This window comes from Qipengyuania marincola, assembly GCF_029688625.1.
GTDB lineage: Bacteria > Pseudomonadota > Alphaproteobacteria > Sphingomonadales > Sphingomonadaceae > Qipengyuania.
Genome location: NZ_JARULC010000001.1, coordinates 333,133 through 351,121 on the forward strand (window position 1 = coordinate 333,133; position 17,989 = coordinate 351,121).

Annotated in this window: 17 protein-coding genes; 9 read left to right on the forward strand and 8 right to left on the reverse strand. The window is 62.6% G+C overall.

Features of this window, described 5'->3' with window-relative positions; all coding sequences use genetic code 11:
• The 7 genes from P8Q88_RS01635 to P8Q88_RS01665 all read right to left on the reverse strand — a co-directional run bounded on the left by P8Q88_RS01635 (window position 1) and on the right by P8Q88_RS01665 (window position 8,240).
• Entirely contained in the window at window positions 1-633 is a 633-nt protein-coding gene (locus tag P8Q88_RS01635; protein WP_278322083.1) for a cation diffusion facilitator family transporter, read from the reverse strand.
• Entirely contained in the window at window positions 630-1,001 is a 372-nt protein-coding gene (locus P8Q88_RS01640; protein ID WP_278322084.1) for a SpoIIAA family protein, read from the reverse strand. Before P8Q88_RS01640 ends, P8Q88_RS01635 begins: the two co-directional genes overlap by 4 nt.
• 22 nt (window positions 1,002-1,023) lie before the next feature.
• A complete protein-coding gene (locus tag P8Q88_RS01645; protein ID WP_278322750.1) occupies window positions 1,024-4,287 on the reverse strand; it encodes an efflux RND transporter permease subunit in 3,264 nt (1,087 codons plus the stop codon).
• 58 nt (window positions 4,288-4,345) lie between these two features.
• A complete protein-coding gene (locus P8Q88_RS01650; protein WP_278322085.1) occupies window positions 4,346-5,491 on the reverse strand; it encodes an efflux RND transporter periplasmic adaptor subunit in 1,146 nt (381 codons plus the stop codon).
• Window positions 5,492-5,502: 11 nt separating this feature from the next.
• Entirely contained in the window at window positions 5,503-6,756 is a 1,254-nt protein-coding gene (locus tag P8Q88_RS01655) for a TolC family protein (protein WP_278322086.1), read from the reverse strand.
• A gap of 487 nt (window positions 6,757-7,243) precedes the next feature.
• Window positions 7,244-7,627, reverse strand: coding sequence for a DUF3703 domain-containing protein (locus P8Q88_RS01660; RefSeq protein ID WP_278322087.1), 384 nt, complete (start codon window positions 7,625-7,627; stop codon window positions 7,244-7,246).
• On the reverse strand, window positions 7,620-8,240 hold the full coding sequence (locus P8Q88_RS01665) for a cation efflux transmembrane domain-containing protein (protein WP_278322088.1): 621 nt from the start codon (window positions 8,238-8,240) through the stop codon (window positions 7,620-7,622). The genes P8Q88_RS01660 and P8Q88_RS01665 overlap by 8 nt, the downstream gene beginning before the upstream one ends.
• A gap of 67 nt (window positions 8,241-8,307) precedes the next feature.
• Here P8Q88_RS01665 and P8Q88_RS01670 point away from each other — a divergent pair, with 67 nt between their 5' ends.
• From P8Q88_RS01670 to P8Q88_RS01695, 6 genes are all read left to right on the forward strand, one after another.
• Window positions 8,308-8,703: a MerR family transcriptional regulator gene (locus P8Q88_RS01670; protein ID WP_278322089.1), complete on the forward strand. Its 396-nt coding sequence runs from the start codon at window positions 8,308-8,310 to the stop codon at window positions 8,701-8,703.
• Between the two features lie 178 nt (window positions 8,704-8,881).
• The gene (locus tag P8Q88_RS01675; protein WP_278322090.1) at window positions 8,882-10,777 is read left to right on the forward strand and encodes a KAP family P-loop NTPase fold protein; all 1,896 of its coding nucleotides are present in this window, start codon (window positions 8,882-8,884) and stop codon (window positions 10,775-10,777) included.
• A gap of 332 nt (window positions 10,778-11,109) precedes the next feature.
• A complete protein-coding gene (gene qatB / locus P8Q88_RS01680; RefSeq protein ID WP_278322091.1) occupies window positions 11,110-11,676 on the forward strand; it encodes a Qat anti-phage system associated protein QatB in 567 nt (188 codons plus the stop codon).
• A gap of 26 nt (window positions 11,677-11,702) precedes the next feature.
• Entirely contained in the window at window positions 11,703-12,953 is a 1,251-nt protein-coding gene (qatC, locus tag P8Q88_RS01685; RefSeq protein WP_278322092.1) for a Qat anti-phage system QueC-like protein QatC, read from the forward strand.
• Entirely contained in the window at window positions 12,950-13,699 is a 750-nt protein-coding gene (gene qatD, locus P8Q88_RS01690) for a Qat anti-phage system TatD family nuclease QatD (protein ID WP_278322093.1), read from the forward strand. The genes qatC and qatD overlap by 4 nt, the downstream gene beginning before the upstream one ends.
• 479 nt (window positions 13,700-14,178) lie before the next feature.
• Window positions 14,179-15,198, forward strand: a complete 1,020-nt coding sequence (locus P8Q88_RS01695; RefSeq protein WP_278322094.1) for a hypothetical protein — start codon at window positions 14,179-14,181, stop codon at window positions 15,196-15,198.
• Here P8Q88_RS01695 and P8Q88_RS01700 read toward each other — a convergent pair.
• Window positions 15,185-16,048 (reverse strand): hypothetical protein, encoded by an 864-nt coding sequence (locus P8Q88_RS01700; RefSeq protein ID WP_278322095.1) that lies wholly within the window; start codon window positions 16,046-16,048, stop codon window positions 15,185-15,187. The two genes, P8Q88_RS01695 and P8Q88_RS01700, sit on opposite strands and share 14 nt — an antisense overlap.
• Before the next feature lie 500 nt (window positions 16,049-16,548).
• On the opposite strand from P8Q88_RS01700, the gene P8Q88_RS01705 reads away from it, so the two are divergent.
• Genes P8Q88_RS01705 through P8Q88_RS01715 form a run of 3 tightly spaced genes read left to right on the forward strand, consistent with a single transcriptional unit; the run spans window position 16,549 to window position 17,829 of the window.
• Window positions 16,549-16,731, forward strand: coding sequence for a hypothetical protein (locus P8Q88_RS01705; RefSeq protein ID WP_278322096.1), 183 nt, complete (start codon window positions 16,549-16,551; stop codon window positions 16,729-16,731).
• On the forward strand, window positions 16,721-16,996 hold the full coding sequence (locus P8Q88_RS01710; RefSeq protein ID WP_278322097.1) for a hypothetical protein: 276 nt from the start codon (window positions 16,721-16,723) through the stop codon (window positions 16,994-16,996). The genes P8Q88_RS01705 and P8Q88_RS01710 overlap by 11 nt, the downstream gene beginning before the upstream one ends.
• A complete protein-coding gene (locus P8Q88_RS01715) occupies window positions 16,993-17,829 on the forward strand; it encodes a PDDEXK family nuclease (RefSeq protein WP_278322098.1) in 837 nt (278 codons plus the stop codon). The genes P8Q88_RS01710 and P8Q88_RS01715 overlap by 4 nt, the downstream gene beginning before the upstream one ends.
• Window positions 17,830-17,989 lie beyond the last annotated feature (160 nt).

Below are 17,989 nucleotides of genomic sequence, written 5' to 3' on the forward strand. Positions count from 1 at the left end.
TCAGAACTGATCCCCCTTCCGATGCTCGCTCCCTTCCTCGTCATGAATGTCCATGTGGGCATCGCGCAGGATCTGGATGCCGCCATAAAGGGCAATGCATGCCACAGCGACGCCTACCACCAGGTCGGGCCAATTAGCGCCGGTGAGCATCACGACGATCCCCGCGATGATGATCCCGCCATTGGCAATGAAATCATTGAAGCTGAAGGTCGTCGCTGCGCGCATGCTGACGTCCTTGTCCTCCGTCCGCTGAAGCATCCGCAGGCAGATCAGATTCACCACGGCTGCGACTGCTGCCATCGCGAGCATCATGAATCCACCTGGCTCCGAGCCTTCCACGAACCGACGCACGGCATCGGCAATGACACCTGCCGCGAATACCAAGAGCATGACCCCGGAGAACCGCGCCGCACCACGCTGCCAGATGCGCGAGCGGGCCAGCGCGAGCAGGCTGAGCGCATAGACTATCGCGTCGGACGAGTTGTCGAGCCCGTTCGCCAAGAGCGCGTTCGAGTCCGCGAAGTAGCCGACGACGAAGAACCCGATCGCGATCGCAACGTTCAGCCAGAGCACGATCCACAGCGTCCGGCGCTTCCCGGCCGAACCGAGATCGATATCATGGTCGCCACTCATGCCGTGTCCTCCCCGGATCGGCCCCAGTTCTCGGCAACCTGGTGCTGGGAAGGCTTGAAGAACTTCATTTCGGCGCCGATGAGAGGATCGGAGAGCCTGGTGCCCCATTCCTCCCATTTCGCATCGCCGACGATGGCGATCCTGCCAAAGCTGTCCTGATGATGCGCGTCGAACTTGAGGTCGCGCCATATTCCGGGCAGATCCCAGCCTGCAAAATCGGACGCGAGTTCGATTACCATCGGCAGCTTGCCGGGCTTTCGCCCGACAAGCTGTTCGAACCGAGGCACGAAGTCATCGTAGTCCGAGCTTTCGAGTTGGCCACTCGCGCGTATCCGCAGCAGTCCCTTCTCTTCGTCTATCTTCAACATCGTATCCTCCTTTCCGGGACCATCATGCGATGTCCGTCAGCTCGCGCTGCTCGTCGCTGGTCACATTCCGACGCAGGCGATCCCACCACTTCTCGCGCCAGTTGCGCTCATCGTCCGATCGATTGAGCACGAGCCGCGCGATGGCGGGCAGGACGAAGAGCGTAAGCGCGGTCGCAGTAATCAATCCGCCGATCACGACCGTTGCCAGCGGACGCTGGACTTCCGCGCCGGTGCCGGTTGCAAGGGCCATAGGCACGAAACCGAGCGAGGCCACCAACGCTGTCATCAGCACCGGTCGCAGTCTCGCCAATGCACCATCGCAGATCGCCTCATCGAGAGGCATTCCCTTGTCGAGGCGCTGGCGTATCGCGGTCATCATCACGAGCCCGTTCAATACCGCGACGCCCGATAGGGCGATGAAGCCAACTGCGGCGGACACCGAGAACGGCATCCCGCGCAAGGCGAGTGCGAAGACCCCGCCTGCCAACGCCATCGGAATCGCACTGAACACCGCCAATGCCGGAACCCAACCGCCGAGCGCCATGAACAGGAGCAGCAGCACCAGTGCGAAGCAGACCGGAACGACGAGGGCGAGCCTCGCCTGCGCGGCCTGGAGGTTCTGGTATTGCCCGCCCCATTCGATGAAGGAGGCAGCCGGCAGTTCGACGCTTTCGGAGACGCCTGCCCGGGCCTCCTCGACAAACGACCCGAGATCGCGTTCGCGCACGTTCGCCGACACGATCACCAATCGGCGACCCTGCTCCCGGCGAACCTCGGCGAGACCATCGACCACCTGGAAATCCGCCAGCGTGCGAAGCGGGACCGTGACCCCGCTTTCGAGGACTATGGGCAGAGCGCCGAGCTGATCGAAATCGTCCCGGGTCGCATCCTCGAGCCGCACGACGACATCGAAACGGCGGTCCCCCTCGAATACCAGTCCCGCCGGGCGACCACCCAGCGCGATGGCCACTGATTGTGCGACCTCCTCCACGGTCAGACCGTATCGGGCGATCGTCGGGCGATCGAAGGCGATGTCGAGCGTGGGAAAGCCAGTGACCTGCTGGACCTTGACGTCGGCAGCACCCTCGACGCCGCGCAGCACCTCGGCCACTTCTCCGGCTGACCGGGTCAGCGCGGTCAGGTCATCGCCGTAGAGCTTGACCGCCACGTCGCCGCGAACACCCGCAATCAGCTCGTTGAAGCGCAGTTCGATGGGTTGGCTGAACTCGTAGAGGTTGCCGACCAGACCACTGAGCGACTCCTCCATCTGTGCGACGAGTTCGTCCTTCGACAGATCGGGGTCGGGCCACTCTTCGCGCGGCTTCAGGATCACGTAGGCGTCGGACGCGTTCGGCGGCATCGGATCGCTTGCGACCTCGGCCGTGCCGGTGCGCGAGAAAACCAGCTCGACTTGCGGGAAGGTCTCGAGCTTGTCCTCCACCTGTCTCTGCATGGCAAGCGACCGTTCGAGGGATGTCGACGGTATCCGCAGCGACTGAACCGCGATGTCGCGCTCATCCAGCTGCGGTGTGAACTCGCTGCCGAGGAAGGTGAACACGAGGGCCGCTACGGCGAAAAGCCCGGCGCCCGCTCCTATCACCGGCCAGGGACGAGCAATGGCGCGGCGCAATGCCGGGCCATAGCGTTCCTTCGCCATCCGAACGGGCTTGACCTCCTTCTCGGTCAGCTTGCGATTGAGAAGCACCGCGATCATCGCCGGCACGAAGGTCAGGGACAGCACGAAGGCGGAGGCGAGTGCCAGCATGACCGTGATGGCCATGGGCGAGAACGTCTTGCCCTCGACCCCCGTGAAGGTGAGAAGCGGCGCGTAGACCAACAGGATGATCGCCTGACCGTAGACGGTCGGCTTGATCATCTCCTGTGCAGCCAGCCGTGTCTCCGTCAGCCGTTCGCCGAGGCTGAGCAATCTGCCTTCGCGGTGCTGCCTGGCGGCGAGCCGCGCGACGCTGTTTTCGACGATGATAACGGCACCATCGACGATAAGCCCGAAGTCCAGTGCCCCGAGGCTCATCAGGTTGCCCGAGACACCAAGCCTGTTCATTCCCACGGCGGCCATCAGCATGGATATCGGAATGACCAATGCGGCGATGATTGCAGCACGGATATTGCCGAGCATGAGGAACAGGACTGCGATCACCAGCAGCGCACCTTCAACGAGGTTCTTCTCGACCGTGGCGATGGTCGCATCGACGAGCGACGAGCGGTTGTAGACGATCTCGGCGACCACTCCGGCAGGGAGCGAGGCGCGGACTTCTTCCAGTCGCTCGGCCGAGGCGGCAGCCACGGTGCGGCTGTTCTCGCCGCTGCGCATGAGGACCGTGCCCACGACCGCCTCCTCGCCATTGAGCGAGGCAGCACCGGTTCGCAGATCGCCGCCGATGCGCACCGCGGCGACATCCCCGATCCGGATCGGAACGCCCTCGCGGGTTGCCACCACTGCCTGTTCGATGTCCTGTGTGCCCCCAAGGCGCGCATCGACGCGGACGAGCAAAGCCTCTCCGGCACGATCGACGAAGTTGGCACCTTCAGCGAGGTTCGCCGCTTCGAGAGCATCGATCAGGGAGTCGAATGACAGACCATAGCCGGTGAGACGGGCGGGATCGGGCTGGACGAGGAACTGCTTCTCGTAACCGCCGATCGAATCCACCCCGGCAACGCCGTCAATGGAGCGCATCAACGGAGCCACGACCCAATCCTGGACCGTGCGCAGGTAGGCTGCCTTGGCGACCTCGGTGTCGAGACGTTCACCACGCTCGGTGATGAAGCTCCCGTCCGACTGCCAGCCGTTCCTGGTGCCTACCGGTGCGCCGCGACCTCCAGGATACTCGTATTCGATCGTATACATGAGCACTTCGCCGAGACCGGTCGAGATCGGTCCCATCGTGGGTTCCGCTCCTTCCGGGAGCGACGCACCGATCGGGGCAAGCCGTTCGTTCACTTGGCTGCGCGCGAAGTAGATGTCGGTGCCTTCCTCGAAGATCGCGGTGACCTGGCTGAAACCGTTGCGCGAGATCGAGCGGGTCATTTCCAGCCCCTCGATCCCGGCAAGCCCGGTCTCGATGGGGAAGGTCACCTGCGTCTCCACCTGCGAGGGAGAGAGCGCAGGCGCGCTGGTATTGATCTGCACCTGCGTGTTTGTGATGTCCGGCACAGCATCGATCGGAAGTCGCAGAAGGTTCATGGCCCCGTAGATCGCTGCGAAGACGGTAAGGACGATCACCGCCCAGCGGAACCGCACGGCGATGTCGAGGATCGCCCCGATCAGACCGTGGCGATGGCTGCCCGCATCGGGGTGGGACTCCGCGATTGGTGCTGGTCCTGTCTCAGTGCCCATGTTCGGCACCCTCCTTCCCGAGTTCGGCCTTGAGCAGGAAGGCGTTGCCTACGGCGATCCGCCATCCCTCCTCGAGACCGGAGAGGATCGTCACCTGGCCTGCGGACCTGGTTCCGACTTCGACCTCGCGCGCCTGGAAGCCGGTCTTCGTCCGGACGAAGACCACGTCGCGTCCCTCAACGACCTGGATAGCGTCCTCCGGCACCGCGATCCGATCGCGGTCGATCTCACCCGAGGGCCTGATGCGCGCCTGAAGAAAGGCACCCGGCTGAAGCCCCGGCACACCACGCGAGAGCGACAGGACCGCAGTCGCACTGCGGCTCTCCGGATCGAGCGAAGGCGTCACCGAACGCACCCGGGCGCCGATTTCCCGACCGTCACCGATGAGCAGCACGGCCTCGTCGCCAGGCTGGATGCGGGAGGACTCGGCAGAGGGCAGTGCCACCTCGATCTGAAGTCCGTTGGGATCGACCACGCGGTAGAGTTCCTCGCCGGCATCGACGAAGGCCCCGAGCACGATCGGTGCCGCGGTGATCCTGCCAGCCAGGGGAGAGGTGACTGCCAGCGAACGCCCGTCGCCGCTGACGCCGGCTGCGGCTACCGCGGACTGCGCCCGTTGCAGTTCCGAGCGTGCCACGCTGAGATTGGCCTGTGCGGCCTCCAGATCCTGCCGGGCCGTCACATTCGCCTCGAACAGGCGCCGTTCGCGATCGTAGGCGGCGGACAGCTCCGTCACCCGGGCGCGCGCCGCGCTGAGCTGCGATGCGAGAGCAGCTGCATCCGCGCTTTCGATGCGGGCGACGGTCTCACCGCGTGCCACATAGTCGCCCAGCGTCTTGCCGACGGAGCGGACGACACCCGAGGCGCGAGCATCGATACGTGCGGAAGCCGTCGGACTCGCCGCGACCGTTGCCGGAAAGACGAGTTCTACAGCAGCTCCAGCCCGCACAGCTGCCAGCTGTATCCCGGCCTCGCCGATCTGCTCATCGCTCAGCTTGACCACCCCCTCAGGTGTTTCCGCCTCAGCTTCCTCCTGCGCATGGTCGTCCATCTCGGCGGTCGGCCAGAACATCAGCGTCAGCGCGCCGATCGCGATCACGATGCCGACGAGGATCGCCAGCTTTCTGCGTCTCATGGGTGTATCCTTCATTGTGCGGCCAGCCCGATCAGTTCGGTTGCGGCCAGGCCCCTCTGTTCGCGGGCGGCGATGAGCGCCTCGCGGATCGTGTCGCGTGCCTCTGCTGCAGCGAGAACTTCGATCAGGGGAAAGCGTCCGTTGCGATATCCGATGCGGACGAGACGCAGCGCCTCCTCCGCCTGTGGCAGCGATGTCTGCGACAGGGTCTCGACGCGCGCTTCGGCCCCGAGATACCTCGCGCGGGCCGTGGCGACCGCCTGCTCGTAATCCGCGAGTGCCACGGCTTCGCGAGCGTTCGCGGCACGCAACAAAGCCTCGGCAGCGGCGATGTTGCCCTGGTTCCGGTCCCGGAAAGGAAGCGGGATCGAAACGCCGACGAGGAAGGCATTATCGCCGCTTTCCTCGAAGCGCCTCACGCCCGCCGAGATCGTCGGATCGGGTATACGCAGGCTCCGCTGCCGCTCGATCTCCGCCGCAGCAGCCATGCTCTCGGCGCGGGCGACCCTGTAGGCGAGGCTTTCCTGCGCCTCGGACATAAGCGAAGCGGGCGGAAGGATATCCGGAAATTGCGCCGGAACGAGCGGCGCTTCGCCGCCGGCCCATAGAGTTGCGAGCGCTGTTCGAGCCGACAGGCTCTCCGCCTCTGCCTCAACCAGGCTCGCGCGCGCTTCGGCAAGGGCCGCATCCGCCCTCAACGCGCGCAGAGGCGGCTCGCGGCCGACCTCCACAAGGACACCGGCAATGCGAGCCAGTTCCTCGTTACGCGCCACGACATCTTCGGCAAGTTCGACCCGCGCCGCCGCTCCAGCAGCTGCGAGATATCGCTCGCGCACCAGTCGTCCCAGTTCGACCGTGGTCAGGTCAGCCCTGAGAGATGCCAGTTCGGCCTGGGCTTCGGCTGCTCCGATCCGAGCGGATCGCTTGCCGCCGAGCTCGAGACGCTGGCCGACGGAGAGCGTATATTCTGTGGACCGGAGTCCCGAGAATGCACCGCTTCCGGCGACGTTCTCGACGTCGAACGAGACTTCGGGGTTCGGGCTCAGGCGAGCCTGGTCGACAAGCGCAACCGCCGCGTCTGTTTCCGCGCGGGGGCCCACGAGGCGAGGATTGGTGGTGGCGGTATCGGCCTCAGCGGCGACCCCGCTGAGTTCAAGGGCGTCGTCGAGCGTGACGACACGCGGGTCCTGCGCGCTGGCAGGTCCCGTGGACAGGGCGAGTATCAGCCCCCAGACGGGGGCTGCTCGCCCCAATATGGCGAACATGGATGGGTATTCCTCTACTGACGTTCAGTTCGGCGTCGGAAAACAGGTCCGACGCGCGGCAAACGTCAGGCGCGAGGAGGGGGTGTTGCCAGTTCGGTCAGATTGGATGCAAACGAGGGCTGGTGACCAGCCTGTAGGACGCTCCTGACCGAGCCTAACGCAAAGAAGTCAGAAGACCGCCCGACGGCCTGCGATGCATGATGGCAATGGCCATGCGCACAGGCACCGTGCTTCTCCGGCCCAAGGTCGTCACCACCAGTTTCATCATGCTGCTCAAGCTGAGATGCTACCGAAGGCTCTCCCGCGCATTCGGCCGCTTCCGCTACCGGAGCCCACAGGACACCGAATGCGGCGCACAGCGTGATCAGCTGCAGCAAGAGGGAGCGGGCGAAGAGCCGGGTCATCGGTGGCCCGATAGCACTGGCGGCTTTACCGCGAAAGAACAATCTCGCCAGATGGAATGTGATTTCATAACAATACCATCGATTTACTTCGACTCGCGAATGTTTTGAGCTGGTGATTGACCAAGCACACGACTGATCTCCGGCTCTATGTCCATCCGGGCGAATGCGCTTACATTCGAACGACCATTGTTTCCGATGGGAAGTCTGCCGGTGATGTTACCTATGGGAGCAAGGAAAAGCCGGAATATCTGGCCCCGAACCTCACGCCAATCATGCGTCTTCCTAGCAAGTTGTAGCATACGCCAATGAGAGACGCAGTGCGGCCCCAAGCGATCCTGGGCAACCACGTGGGCCCGCTCGAGATGGTGCCAGGCTTCCTCGAAATTCTGCTCATCCGAAGCCTTTGCTGCGCGTCGGTATTCCTCAGCGAGGAAGGCATCCCTGCTGGAAATAGCGCCGCTATCCATGACCCAGTTCCTGACGTGCCTGCCCGAACACCTCGATGCTGCCCCACAGCGCTAGCCCGGCTATGATCGAGGCGACGAGCAGATCCGGCCACGCCTGTCCCGTTCCGAATACGCCGAGCGCGGCGCCCAGAACCGCAATATTGCCGATGGCATCGTTACGTGAGCAGATCCATACCGACCGCATATTCGCATCGCCTTCGCGGAACCGGAAGAGCATGAGCGCGACGATCACGTTGGTCGCCAGAGCCAGCGTGCCGACCACTCCCATCGTTGCCGCCTCCGGATCGGCACCCGCCATCAATCCATAGATCGCATAGCCGATCACCCAGATGCCGAACGCCAGCATGGTCGCTGCCTTCACCACGGCAGCTCTGGCCCGCCATGCGAGCGCCATCCCGGCAACGCCGAGACTGATCGCGTAGTTCGCGGCGTCGCCGAAGAAATCGAGAGCATCGGCCTGGAGCGAACGGGAATCAGCAGCGACACCGGCCACCATCTCCACCACGAACATGGCCGCATTCGCAATCAGTGCGACCCATAGGACACGGCGCCAGCGCGGATCGTTGCGCGCGGCGGTGTGGCATTCCGGGGTCTGGCAGCAGGACTTCGCCATCCCACTCTCCTTGAAAGGTTCGAGTCGCAAGAACATATGCACCTTGTAGCAACTACAAGGTCAAGCGATGCGTATCGGCGAACTTGCGATAGCCACCGGCACAAAGGCGGAGACGATCCGCTATTATGAACGAGAAGGCATATTGCCGGCTGCGGATCGCACGGACAGCAATTACCGCGACTATTCGGACAATCACTTGGCAGCGCTTACATTCGTTCGACGCGCGCGCCAGCTCGGCTTCAGCATGGCGCAGGTGCGCGAACTGCTTGCGCTATCCGATCGCGTCGACAACCCGTGCCAAGTAGTCGATGAACTTGTTCGTGAGCAGCTGGAGGAGGTGGAACAGAAGATCCTAGATCTCTCCTCACTGCGGGATGAGCTGCGGCTTATGCTGCGATCATGCGAAGCGAACCGTATCGGCGAGTGTCGAATCGTCGAAAGCCTAGCGCGCCCCCTCAGATAGATGACGAGTCGATGTTCCAAGAATGCTCGTATTCGTTCCTGTAGCGATACGGATCAGTCCCATTAAGCGTGGATAAGTCCCTGCGTTCAATAAGATCATCACGGGTTGTGCAGGGGCGCCGACTTGACGGTCAGTCTAAGCCGTAGGAACGTGGCAGCCTTGGGGGGCATTTCCGGAAGTGTGGTCAGATAATGAAACAGTCCGCGATCTAGTCAATTTCTCGCAGGTTGCTGAAATCGCGGCTGAGAGAATTGTCGGCGCTCGCGGAGAGCCGCTTTCTATGGGTATTTCCGGCGACTGGGGCGTCGGCAAATCCTCCATGATGAAGCTGTTGCGAAACTCGCTCGAGGGACGGGACGAGATCGACGTCCGGTTCGTCGAGTTCAACGCCTGGCTCTATCAGAACTATGACGACGCACGAGCCGCGCTCATGGAAGCGATCACAGCGGCGGTGGTCGAGCAGGCGATCGAGAAGAAGGACGCACTCGCCAAGCCTGTGCTGGAAAAGGCCAAAGGGCTGCTCAAGCGAGTGAAGAAGTTGCGCCTCCTGGGCCTCGCGGGCTCGGCGGCGGTAGACTACTTCACCATGGGGACGATGACCCCCTTCGTGGCGGGCGGCATGGCAGCATTGAGCGGCCTGACGGACGGCAGCGTCACCGGCGAGGACGTCAAGGGGGCGAAGGATTTCGTTGCAGAGGGCATCTCGGCCGGGAAATCTCTCATCGACGAGGAGAAAGACGGGGAGGGGACCGAACCAGCCGAAGAAACACCTCGAAAGGCCATTCAGGCGTTTCGGGATGATCTTGAAGCGACCCTCGAAGAGCTTGGCATCACACTGGTCGTTCTCATCGACGATCTCGACCGCTGCCTGCCCAAGACCGCCATCGCGACGCTCGAAGCCATGCGGCTGTTCCTGTTCCTCAAGCATACCGCTTTCGTCATAGCAGCCGACGAGGGCATGATCCGTCAGGCTGTGCGCTCGCATTTCGATGGGGCCGAACTCGACGATGATCTTGTCACCAATTACTTCGACAAGCTCATTCAACTCCCCATCCGCGTTCCCCCCTTGGGAACGCAGGAAGTGCGGGCATATCTGATGATGCTGTTCGTCGAGAACGAAGTGGACCTCGACGACGACACAAAGGAGGAAATGCGAGAAGCGGTCTGCAAACGACTGGGACGCTCGTGGGAGGGGGAGCGCGTCGACAAGGCGTTCATGCTCGAACAGATCGGGGAATGTCCACCAGGGCTCATCAACAGGCTCGCGCTCGCCGAGCGTATCGCACCGATCCTCACAACGTCACCCAAGATCCAAGGCAATCCCAGGCTGATCAAGCGGTTCCTCAACACGCTCTCGATGCGGATGGCTATGGCGCGGATACAGGAAGTGAACGTCGACGAAGAGGTCCTGGTCAAGCTGCTCCTGTTCGAACGGTGCGGTGACAAGGACGCATACGCCGAGGTGCTGAGGGCCGTGAACGAAGCGGAAGACGGACACCCAACCTTGCTTGCCGACAAGGAGAAGAATGTTCGGGGCGAGGGCGATGCGCCCCTGGAGAAGCCCTGGAACGACCCCTTCCATTCCAACTGGCTCGCCCTCGATCCAACCCTTGCCGACCGCGATCTGCGCGGTGCCCTTTACGTCAGTAGGGAAACGCATCCGATCATATCGCGAGCAGACGAGCTGTCATCGGATGCCAAGAGCGTGCTCGACATGCTCCTCAAGATGAATTCGGCCAGCACGACCGTGAACGAGGAGGTCGCCAATCTATCCACGCAGGAAATAGCGCATGTCACCGATGCGGTCCTCCTCAAGGCCCGCCAGGAAACTTCGTGGGGAACGCCGAACATCCTCAATGCCATGCAGACACTCGCCAACACATCCTCGGCTTCCGCATCCCTTGTCGTCGCGTTCTTCGCCGAGGTGCCAACCAGCCAGGTCAAGCCAGCGCTGGTCCCACGTCTGGCGAACACCGAATGGGGAAAGCAAGTGCTTACCTCGCTCAACGCCCGTGAAGACATGAGAGGTGCTGCGCACAAGGCGATCCAGGCAGCGATGAAGGGAGAGCGCTAATGGGAACGTCTGCATCAAGCAAGGGGCCTGGTTCGGGGCCCGATATCCCCATCGTGCCGCCTTGGGTAGATGATCCCCCGAGGCCAGCGCCCCAGCAGACACCTCCGAACGCGCAGCCCAATCCCCAGTCCCCGCCGGGCGGCCCGGGCACGCCTCCCGGGCAGGGGAACCCGAACCCGCCTCAGAGTCCTCAGCAACAGCCGCCTCCACCAGATCCATCACCACCCGGTCGTTGGCGCGGGACTCGAACTTCGCTCGGTAAATTCGCCGGCGGAGGGTCGGATCGGGAACGCCATCTGAAGCGTGGCCTAGGTCACTATTCGAGAGGCGGGATGGGCGGAAGCCGGAACGCGGCACGGCGCCTCGGTGGGTCATCCCGGACGGCCAGCAGCCTCCATTCCGCACTGACTTCGCTTTCCTCCGGCGCTCCTCTCCCGCCAGATCTGGGCATCGACGCACAAACACTCGCCGGCCTGCCGCCGGATCAGGCGGTCGATGCGCTGATTGATGCGATCAGGCCAATCGATGGGACTCAGGACGCGGAGGCCACGCGGGATTCCGCGGCGCGCGCTCTATCGGAGGTCCTGGCACAGAACCCGGACCTCACGAGCCTCACACCTGCACAGATCGACCAGGTAACGGCTTCGCTCCTCGGTCATGACGTCGCGCACAGGATCGAGCTCGACGTCGGCAAGGCGGTCATCGACAAGGCCCCCACCAAAGGGGAAGGCCTGGAGAGGTTACAGGAGATGAAGGATTACGTGCGCGAAGTCGTCGCAGCCGAATATGCGACCGAGCGTGCCAAGGCGGGAACGGTCGGTAGGGCAGCCATCGAGCGCATCTCGAACAATGCCATCCAGCAGACCTTCGAGGTATTCGAGGACGATGCCGACCTATGACAACCATCTCTTGCCTTCCCGAGGACATGGCCGACCTGCCCGGTTCGGATGTCCGGTTCGACCTCTATTCCAATTCGCGTATCGGCTCGAGAGGGCGCGTCGGAGACCTGGTGCCAGGCCGTTTGAGACGGCAAGGCTTGCGTCCCTCGACGCTGGCATGGGATTTCACATCCTTCGCGCTTGCCGCGGTGGCGGCAGACGAAGCGGTATCGCGCGAACGCAGCCCGGACGGCTGGACGCGTGAGATCGAGCTCACTGTGGCGGTAACGAATCCCGACCTCTGGAAAACGCAGCGCGGACGCCTGACCGAAGCACTTCGATTCTTGTCGGGTGACATCTGGTCGCTCGAGTTCGTAGGGCACGGCATCGTTCCGCCTGGTCGCGGCAAGGAACGGGTGCGCTCTGAAGATCTCGTCTGCCTACTGTCCGGCGGCATGGACAGCCTGGTGGGTGCGATCGATGTCGTGAACGAAGGCCGCACGCCGCTGTTCGTCAGTCAGATCGCCAAGGGCGACTCCGACACCCAGAAGTGGTTCGCGCAGTCGATATCGTCGACGAGCCTGCACCTCCAAGTGAACCACCATGCCCGGCCTCCCGACCGCTCGGAGCGCTCGCAACGTGCGCGTTCACTCGCATTCCTCGGCTTTGGCGTTCTGGCCGCCACCTGTCTCGCGAAGCACCGTGACGGATCCCCTGTCGAATTGCGAATCCCCGAGAATGGCTTCATCAGTCAGAACGTGCCTCTGACGCCCATGCGCACCGGATCCCTCAGCACGAGGACCACGCATCCGTATTTCCTGCGCTTGATCCAGGATACACTCGATGACGTCGGGCTGCGCATCAATCTTAACAATCCCTACGAGACCGCCACGAAAGGCGAAATGCTCGTCGGTTGCGCAGACCAAGGTCTTCTTTCCGGCTTGGCCGGGGCCTCTACCAGTTGCGGACGCTATTCGAGAACCGGGTTTCAGCATTGCGGACGTTGCGTGCCATGTCAGGTGAGGCGGGGTGCCTACCTCGCCTGGGGCAATCCCGACGACACGACGAAGGGATACAAATACGAGGACTTGAGCCTGAATGACAGCAAACACGCACGGTTCGACGATGTGCGTTCGGTTGCCATCGCGATCGAGACGGTGCGCGCCAGCGGCATCGACGAACTCATCGGGGGCGCCATGAACAGTCAACTGCTCGGCAAGGTCCAGCGCTATCGGGACGTTGTCGACCGTGGTATCGCCGAACTCGCAGCGCTGCACGCGAGCCTACGTGTTCCATGATCGATTTCCATTGCCATCTCGACCTCTATCCCGACCCCCGTGCAGTGCTCGATGGCATCGATGCCAGAGGCACTTACGTGCTTGCCGTAACGACCACTCCCAAGGCTTGGCGTGGCACCACGAAGCTCGTCGGTGATCGCAAGCGGGTGCGGGTCGCGCTCGGGCTCCACCCCGAGGTCGTCGCACAACGCCATCAGGAAGTAGCGCTCCTCTGCGGCCTGCTACCGGAAACGCGATATGTCGGCGAGATCGGGCTCGACGGAAGCCCGGCCCATCGGCAATCGCTAGAGCTGCAGGTCAAGGTGTTCGAAAGGATCCTTTCGGAGTGCTCACGCCTTGGCGGCCGCTTGATAAGCATCCATTCGCGAGGGGCCGCTTCAAGGGTGCTGGATGCGTTGGATCTGCACCCGGGAGCCGGGACCCCCATACTGCACTGGTTCAGCGGGACGACGCGGGAATTGGAACGTGCCGTTAGCCTGGGATGCTGGTTCTCCATCGGTCCGGCCATGCTTCGATCCAAAAGAGGACGCGAGCTCGCTTCGGCGATGCCCCTGGACCGGGTCCTCACGGAAACCGACGCACCATTCACGCGCGTTGGCGATGATCCACTCATGCCTTGGCAGGCCTATGATTGCCTGGCCGGACTCGAAGAGGTCCGAGGTATCGATCGGATCGAGCTGGGCAAACTCGTCGCAGACAATCTCCGCAGAGCAGTCCAGATCGAGCCGGAACTCTCCCCCGTGTAATCGGCATGTGAACCGAGACGCTTCAGAGCGCCCTCAATCGCTTTCAACTCTTGTTGTTGTCAATGCTCGTCCAAACCGGCGAGATCCTGTCCGTCGCTGACGGATTCGCCCCACTCGACGTTGCTCCCACCGGTCCGACCGGTGATGGCGAGGTGGGTCATGTGGGTGGTGTCGGTCGCACCGTGCCAATGCCGGACGCCAGGCTGGACACGAACCGCGTCTCCCTAGCAGATCCGTTCGACAGGTCCGCCCTCGGCCTGGGTCCAGCCGCAGCCGCGCGTCACGAAGAGGTTCTGCCCTGCCGGGTGAACTAGCGCGAATGGTCGCAGCATCGAGGCTGAAGGAAAACTCCGCATTCCCCGATTTGGACTGCGTCGCAGAGCAGAGAGGCTCATCGCGGATTGGGGCCGGCATGTCCGCGCTACCCGCAACCAACGACAATGACTCAACCATCAACCTCAATTAAGAAGGAACAAAACATGAACAACAATGACCTTCCGGATGTCGATCTTTCTGGAATCGCGCCAGAGCTGCGTCCGGTCGTAAGGCGGCGATTACAGGCGATCAGGAAGTTCGAGAGGGAACCCGGACGCGCCCACGCACAAGAACTCGCGCGCGACCTGGGTCTCGGGACCGCGCAGTTCTACAACCTGGTGAAAGCCTGGCGGAACCTTCGCGATCCACAGCGACTGTCCGGACAATCGCGCCCGCGCAAACGGACCGTCGATCTCGAACCGGGTCAGGTGCAGCTGATCGACAAGACGATCTCGGCAATGCCGGACAGTGCGCCCGACGAGATCGTGAAAGCGGTGATCGAAAGGGGCGCGCTGGACGATGTCGAATTTCCGGGTGCCGAAAGGATCAAGCGATATGTCATTGCAAACAGCGCTCCGCGCCTGTCGGCCGAGATCACCGCGCTCGGGGACCTCATCGTTGAGCACACCGTGCTCGACTTGCCTATCGCCTTCCGCGGTGACGCGACGTCAAGACCGACGGCCACGATGATGTTCGACACAAGCGATGCGACCCTGTGCGGTTTGACGCTCTCAGCGGGAAAGCCGACCGTGGCCGACATCGCCAAGGCAATCATGCGATGCCTGCCTGCCTCGCCGCGGATGTCGAACAAGGCCGATACCGCTCGTATCGTGATCCCGACGACAACCGATGGACAGTGGGACGATCTGTGCGGTCCGCTCCGCAATGCCGGGATCATGGTCTCCACATATCGACCAGGACCATACGGTCACGGTCGCTGCACGGCGACCATCTTCGGACGGTTGGCCAATGGGATCACCTTCCGACCCCGTCTGGTCGAGGTCGAGGGGGACCGGAGGAAAATGCGGGGCCACACGGCCTTCGAGCCGCTAACGCCTGAGGAAGGCGAGAAGCTCGTATCGACCAGGCTTGGCCTGGAGCAGAGGACAGGGATCCTTGGGGGCATCGCTCAGCATCGCCTGACACAGCTACGCAGCACACTATGCTTGCTCAGCCATCGATAGCATCTCCGATATCGAGCAGAAGACCGTCGACGGCTGACAGGACAGCAGTCATCCGACCTTCGCGAACCCCCGAGCCCAAGATATCGGCAGCCTGTAACGCTGCCAAGACAGGTTCGTTGTGCCGCAGAACCTCCCGATCCCAGTAGGCACCAGCCTGCGACGGATCCAGCTCGACAACCTTACGGCGCAATACGGCTGGGTCGGCAGCGATTGACAGCGTCTTGCGTGGTGCGAGCGGCATGCGACCTATGCGGGGGCCGATCAGCTGAACCAGCTCCTGCCCGAAGCCGTAAGTGCCTGGGCGGCGGAGATCGAGCTTGCGAGTAACTTCGCGAAGCTCCCGGGAATCCTCGCTTCCCGTCGTTCCCGGAGGGAGCATGAAGTCGAGGTCGCATGCTTGCCCGGGTTCGAGGGGACCATCGACCTTGTTGCGAGTAACGAACCTGCGGGCTTCCTCGACAGCAGCGCGTTCAATCTCAACAGCGGTTTCCAGCCGATTCAGAGCGCTTCCGAGGACAAGTCCACTCCCGGCATCGAGCACGACCGCAACTACGGCAAGCTGATCATTGCCTGCCAGCAGTATCGAGACGGCGGTCAAGTCGATCACCAGGCGTCGGGCGAAGTTATTGCGTAGATACTCGCTATCCCGGGACAAGGTCCGCCGCTCATGACGAACGAGCCGTTCAGCCCACTGGAGTCGTATCTGTTCGGTCTTGCCGACGATCTCCTCGTTTCCCACCGGATCTTCGATCAGTTTACGGGCGATGTCGAGGTTCCTGCTCGTCATCCCATCTTCGATGATGAGTGATCGTGCCAATGCGCGAAGTGGAGAATCCAGAGCACTCTTCATCCTGCGCGGCTTTCGCCGCGCATTGGGGATGATGCCCTCGAGTGACCTTTCCTGCCAAGCCTGCCTCAGATTGTAGAAGGCAGCCCGACCAAGGCCGATGCCCTCAGCGAGCGGGGCGAGTGGCTCACCATTCTGAGCTCGCCATACTGCGTTCAGCCTTGCGACCACCTCCGCTCGACGATCCGGCAAAAGGCCGTCGAGAATAACGCGATCCCGTTGCGGGATCCCGTCAGGCCATACCGCGCGCAAGAGCCGATCCTCATCCTCTTCACGCATGCTCTCTGTCGACATGGGCAAACGTTAACCATCAGCCAGAGAGATGTCTACTATTATCGGATTGACTTTCCTGATCGCCGACCATACATGGGCAGATGTCTAGTTTTAAGAGAGTGATTTCGATGATCCGTTTGTCCTGTTCGAGAAAGCCCTTGACGGCGCTCGCCGACCCGCTCCGCGGACGCCGACGGAGCAGCGACGATGTCACGCGATCGGGCATGCCGATGAGGGAGCCGAACCAAGCGGGCGATCGTGATGGGTGCCAGCCTCCCAACGAGCGTGAGGTCCTCGTCGGCATCGTCGCGTGGCTGTCCACCGAATGCTGGGAGGATCCCGCGATGGACCGTGCGACGATCTATTCCCTTGTCCGGAAACTCAATGAGAGGAGCCTTGGCCATGGATCGTGACCATACCGACGATCTCGACGATCAGGATCGTCGCTCCGCGACCGCGAGCATGATGAAGCACGACACCGGAGGAGCCTCCGAGCAGCCGACGATCATCGGTGAGCAGAAGACCGCCCGTCATGATGCAGGCTACAGCAGTCTTCCGCGCATGCGCGATCGCCATGCCCTTCCTTCACCCGCCGCCAGCCGCCTTCCGGCATGGCGCCCGCGTTCCTACCGGGGTGTCCCGCATACCGGGCCCGGTGCTTCGGGAGACAATCTGTGAGCTCTCCCTTCGACACTCACCCGGACAGGATCCGAATACCGCTTTCGCAGAAGGTGGTGCACGGGCTCGAACTGGATCGGGAACTCCGCGACGACACGATCATCCCCGATCGCACACTCCTCGTCTCCGACGGGGAGGCGGCACTGAAAGGTGACGAACGCCTCATCAGCATGGGAGAGATGATCGTGGAACGGGACGGCGGATCGCTCCGGACCTTCGCCGGCAATCTGGCCCACGAGAACGGGTGGTGGCCGAGCTTGAAGAGGAGGCGCCTTCAGCACTGGGAAGGGGAAACGCAACGCCAGGCGCTGATGGCGCTCGAATGCGATTTCTCGGTCGAATGGGCGCAGAGCGAGCCGTGTCTCCTGCGCTTCCCGATCGGTGACGAATGGTTCGAATGGTATGCCGATATCCACGTCAGTCGGTTCGATGCTCCCGAAGAGCTGTGGGAGATCAAGAAGGACGAGAGGCAGCTCGAGGATCCGCGCTATCGCCTCAAGCTCGCAGGAGCGCGTGAGATCTGTCGTCGGATCGGTTGGCGTTTCCGTCTGGTGATGGCCGACGAGATCGCCATCAACCGGCACCACCGCGACAACGTCGAACTCTTCGCTTCGCGTCGGTTCGTCACCATCGGTCCGGAGCACATGAGACGGTTCGAGGACTTCGCGCTGCGTAACGGAACCGAGACCACATACGGCGAACTCGCGAACATCATCGAACCGACCTGTCCCGCGCGAGGGGCGGCCATTATTCAGGGCCTCACCATTCGCCGCAGGATCGACATCGAACTGCATGATTTCCTCACCAACCGCACTCCGCTGCGCATCCATTAACGGAGCTAATAGATGAAGCATTCCACTCAGCATCAAGGTGAACCGTCCAATGCTGCTGCCATCATGACGATGCGTGCAAGGCCGAAGCTCCGGGTCCTCGATGACCGTGGGCGCCCCGGCATTCCGCGCGCCATCGTCGTGATGGATAGCTGGTCCCGAA

Bases quoted from the DNA above. Each gene is read 5' to 3' on its own strand.
- P8Q88_RS01655 (WP_278322086.1), bottom strand. From the start codon at position 6,756: ATGTTCGCCATATTGGGGCGAGCAGCCCCCGTCTGGGGGCTGATACTC.
- qatB (WP_278322091.1), top strand. From the start codon at position 11,110: ATGGGCGGAAGCCGGAACGCGGCACGGCGCCTCGGTGGGTCATCCCGG.
- P8Q88_RS01665 (WP_278322088.1), bottom strand. From the start codon at position 8,240: ATGGCGAAGTCCTGCTGCCAGACCCCGGAATGCCACACCGCCGCGCGC.
- P8Q88_RS01660 (WP_278322087.1), bottom strand. From the start codon at position 7,627: ATGGATAGCGGCGCTATTTCCAGCAGGGATGCCTTCCTCGCTGAGGAA.
- P8Q88_RS01700 (WP_278322095.1), bottom strand. From the start codon at position 16,048: ATGAAGAGTGCTCTGGATTCTCCACTTCGCGCATTGGCACGATCACTC.
- P8Q88_RS01710 (WP_278322097.1), top strand. From the start codon at position 16,721: ATGGATCGTGACCATACCGACGATCTCGACGATCAGGATCGTCGCTCC.
- P8Q88_RS01705 (WP_278322096.1), top strand. From the start codon at position 16,549: ATGAGGGAGCCGAACCAAGCGGGCGATCGTGATGGGTGCCAGCCTCCC.
- P8Q88_RS01650 (WP_278322085.1), bottom strand. From the start codon at position 5,491: ATGAGACGCAGAAAGCTGGCGATCCTCGTCGGCATCGTGATCGCGATC.
- P8Q88_RS01670 (WP_278322089.1), top strand. From the start codon at position 8,308: ATGCGTATCGGCGAACTTGCGATAGCCACCGGCACAAAGGCGGAGACG.
- P8Q88_RS01695 (WP_278322094.1), top strand. From the start codon at position 14,179: ATGAACAACAATGACCTTCCGGATGTCGATCTTTCTGGAATCGCGCCA.
- P8Q88_RS01635 (WP_278322083.1), bottom strand. From the start codon at position 633: ATGAGTGGCGACCATGATATCGATCTCGGTTCGGCCGGGAAGCGCCGG.
- qatC (WP_278322092.1), top strand. From the start codon at position 11,703: ATGGCCGACCTGCCCGGTTCGGATGTCCGGTTCGACCTCTATTCCAAT.
- qatD (WP_278322093.1), top strand. From the start codon at position 12,950: ATGATCGATTTCCATTGCCATCTCGACCTCTATCCCGACCCCCGTGCA.
- P8Q88_RS01640 (WP_278322084.1), bottom strand. From the start codon at position 1,001: ATGTTGAAGATAGACGAAGAGAAGGGACTGCTGCGGATACGCGCGAGT.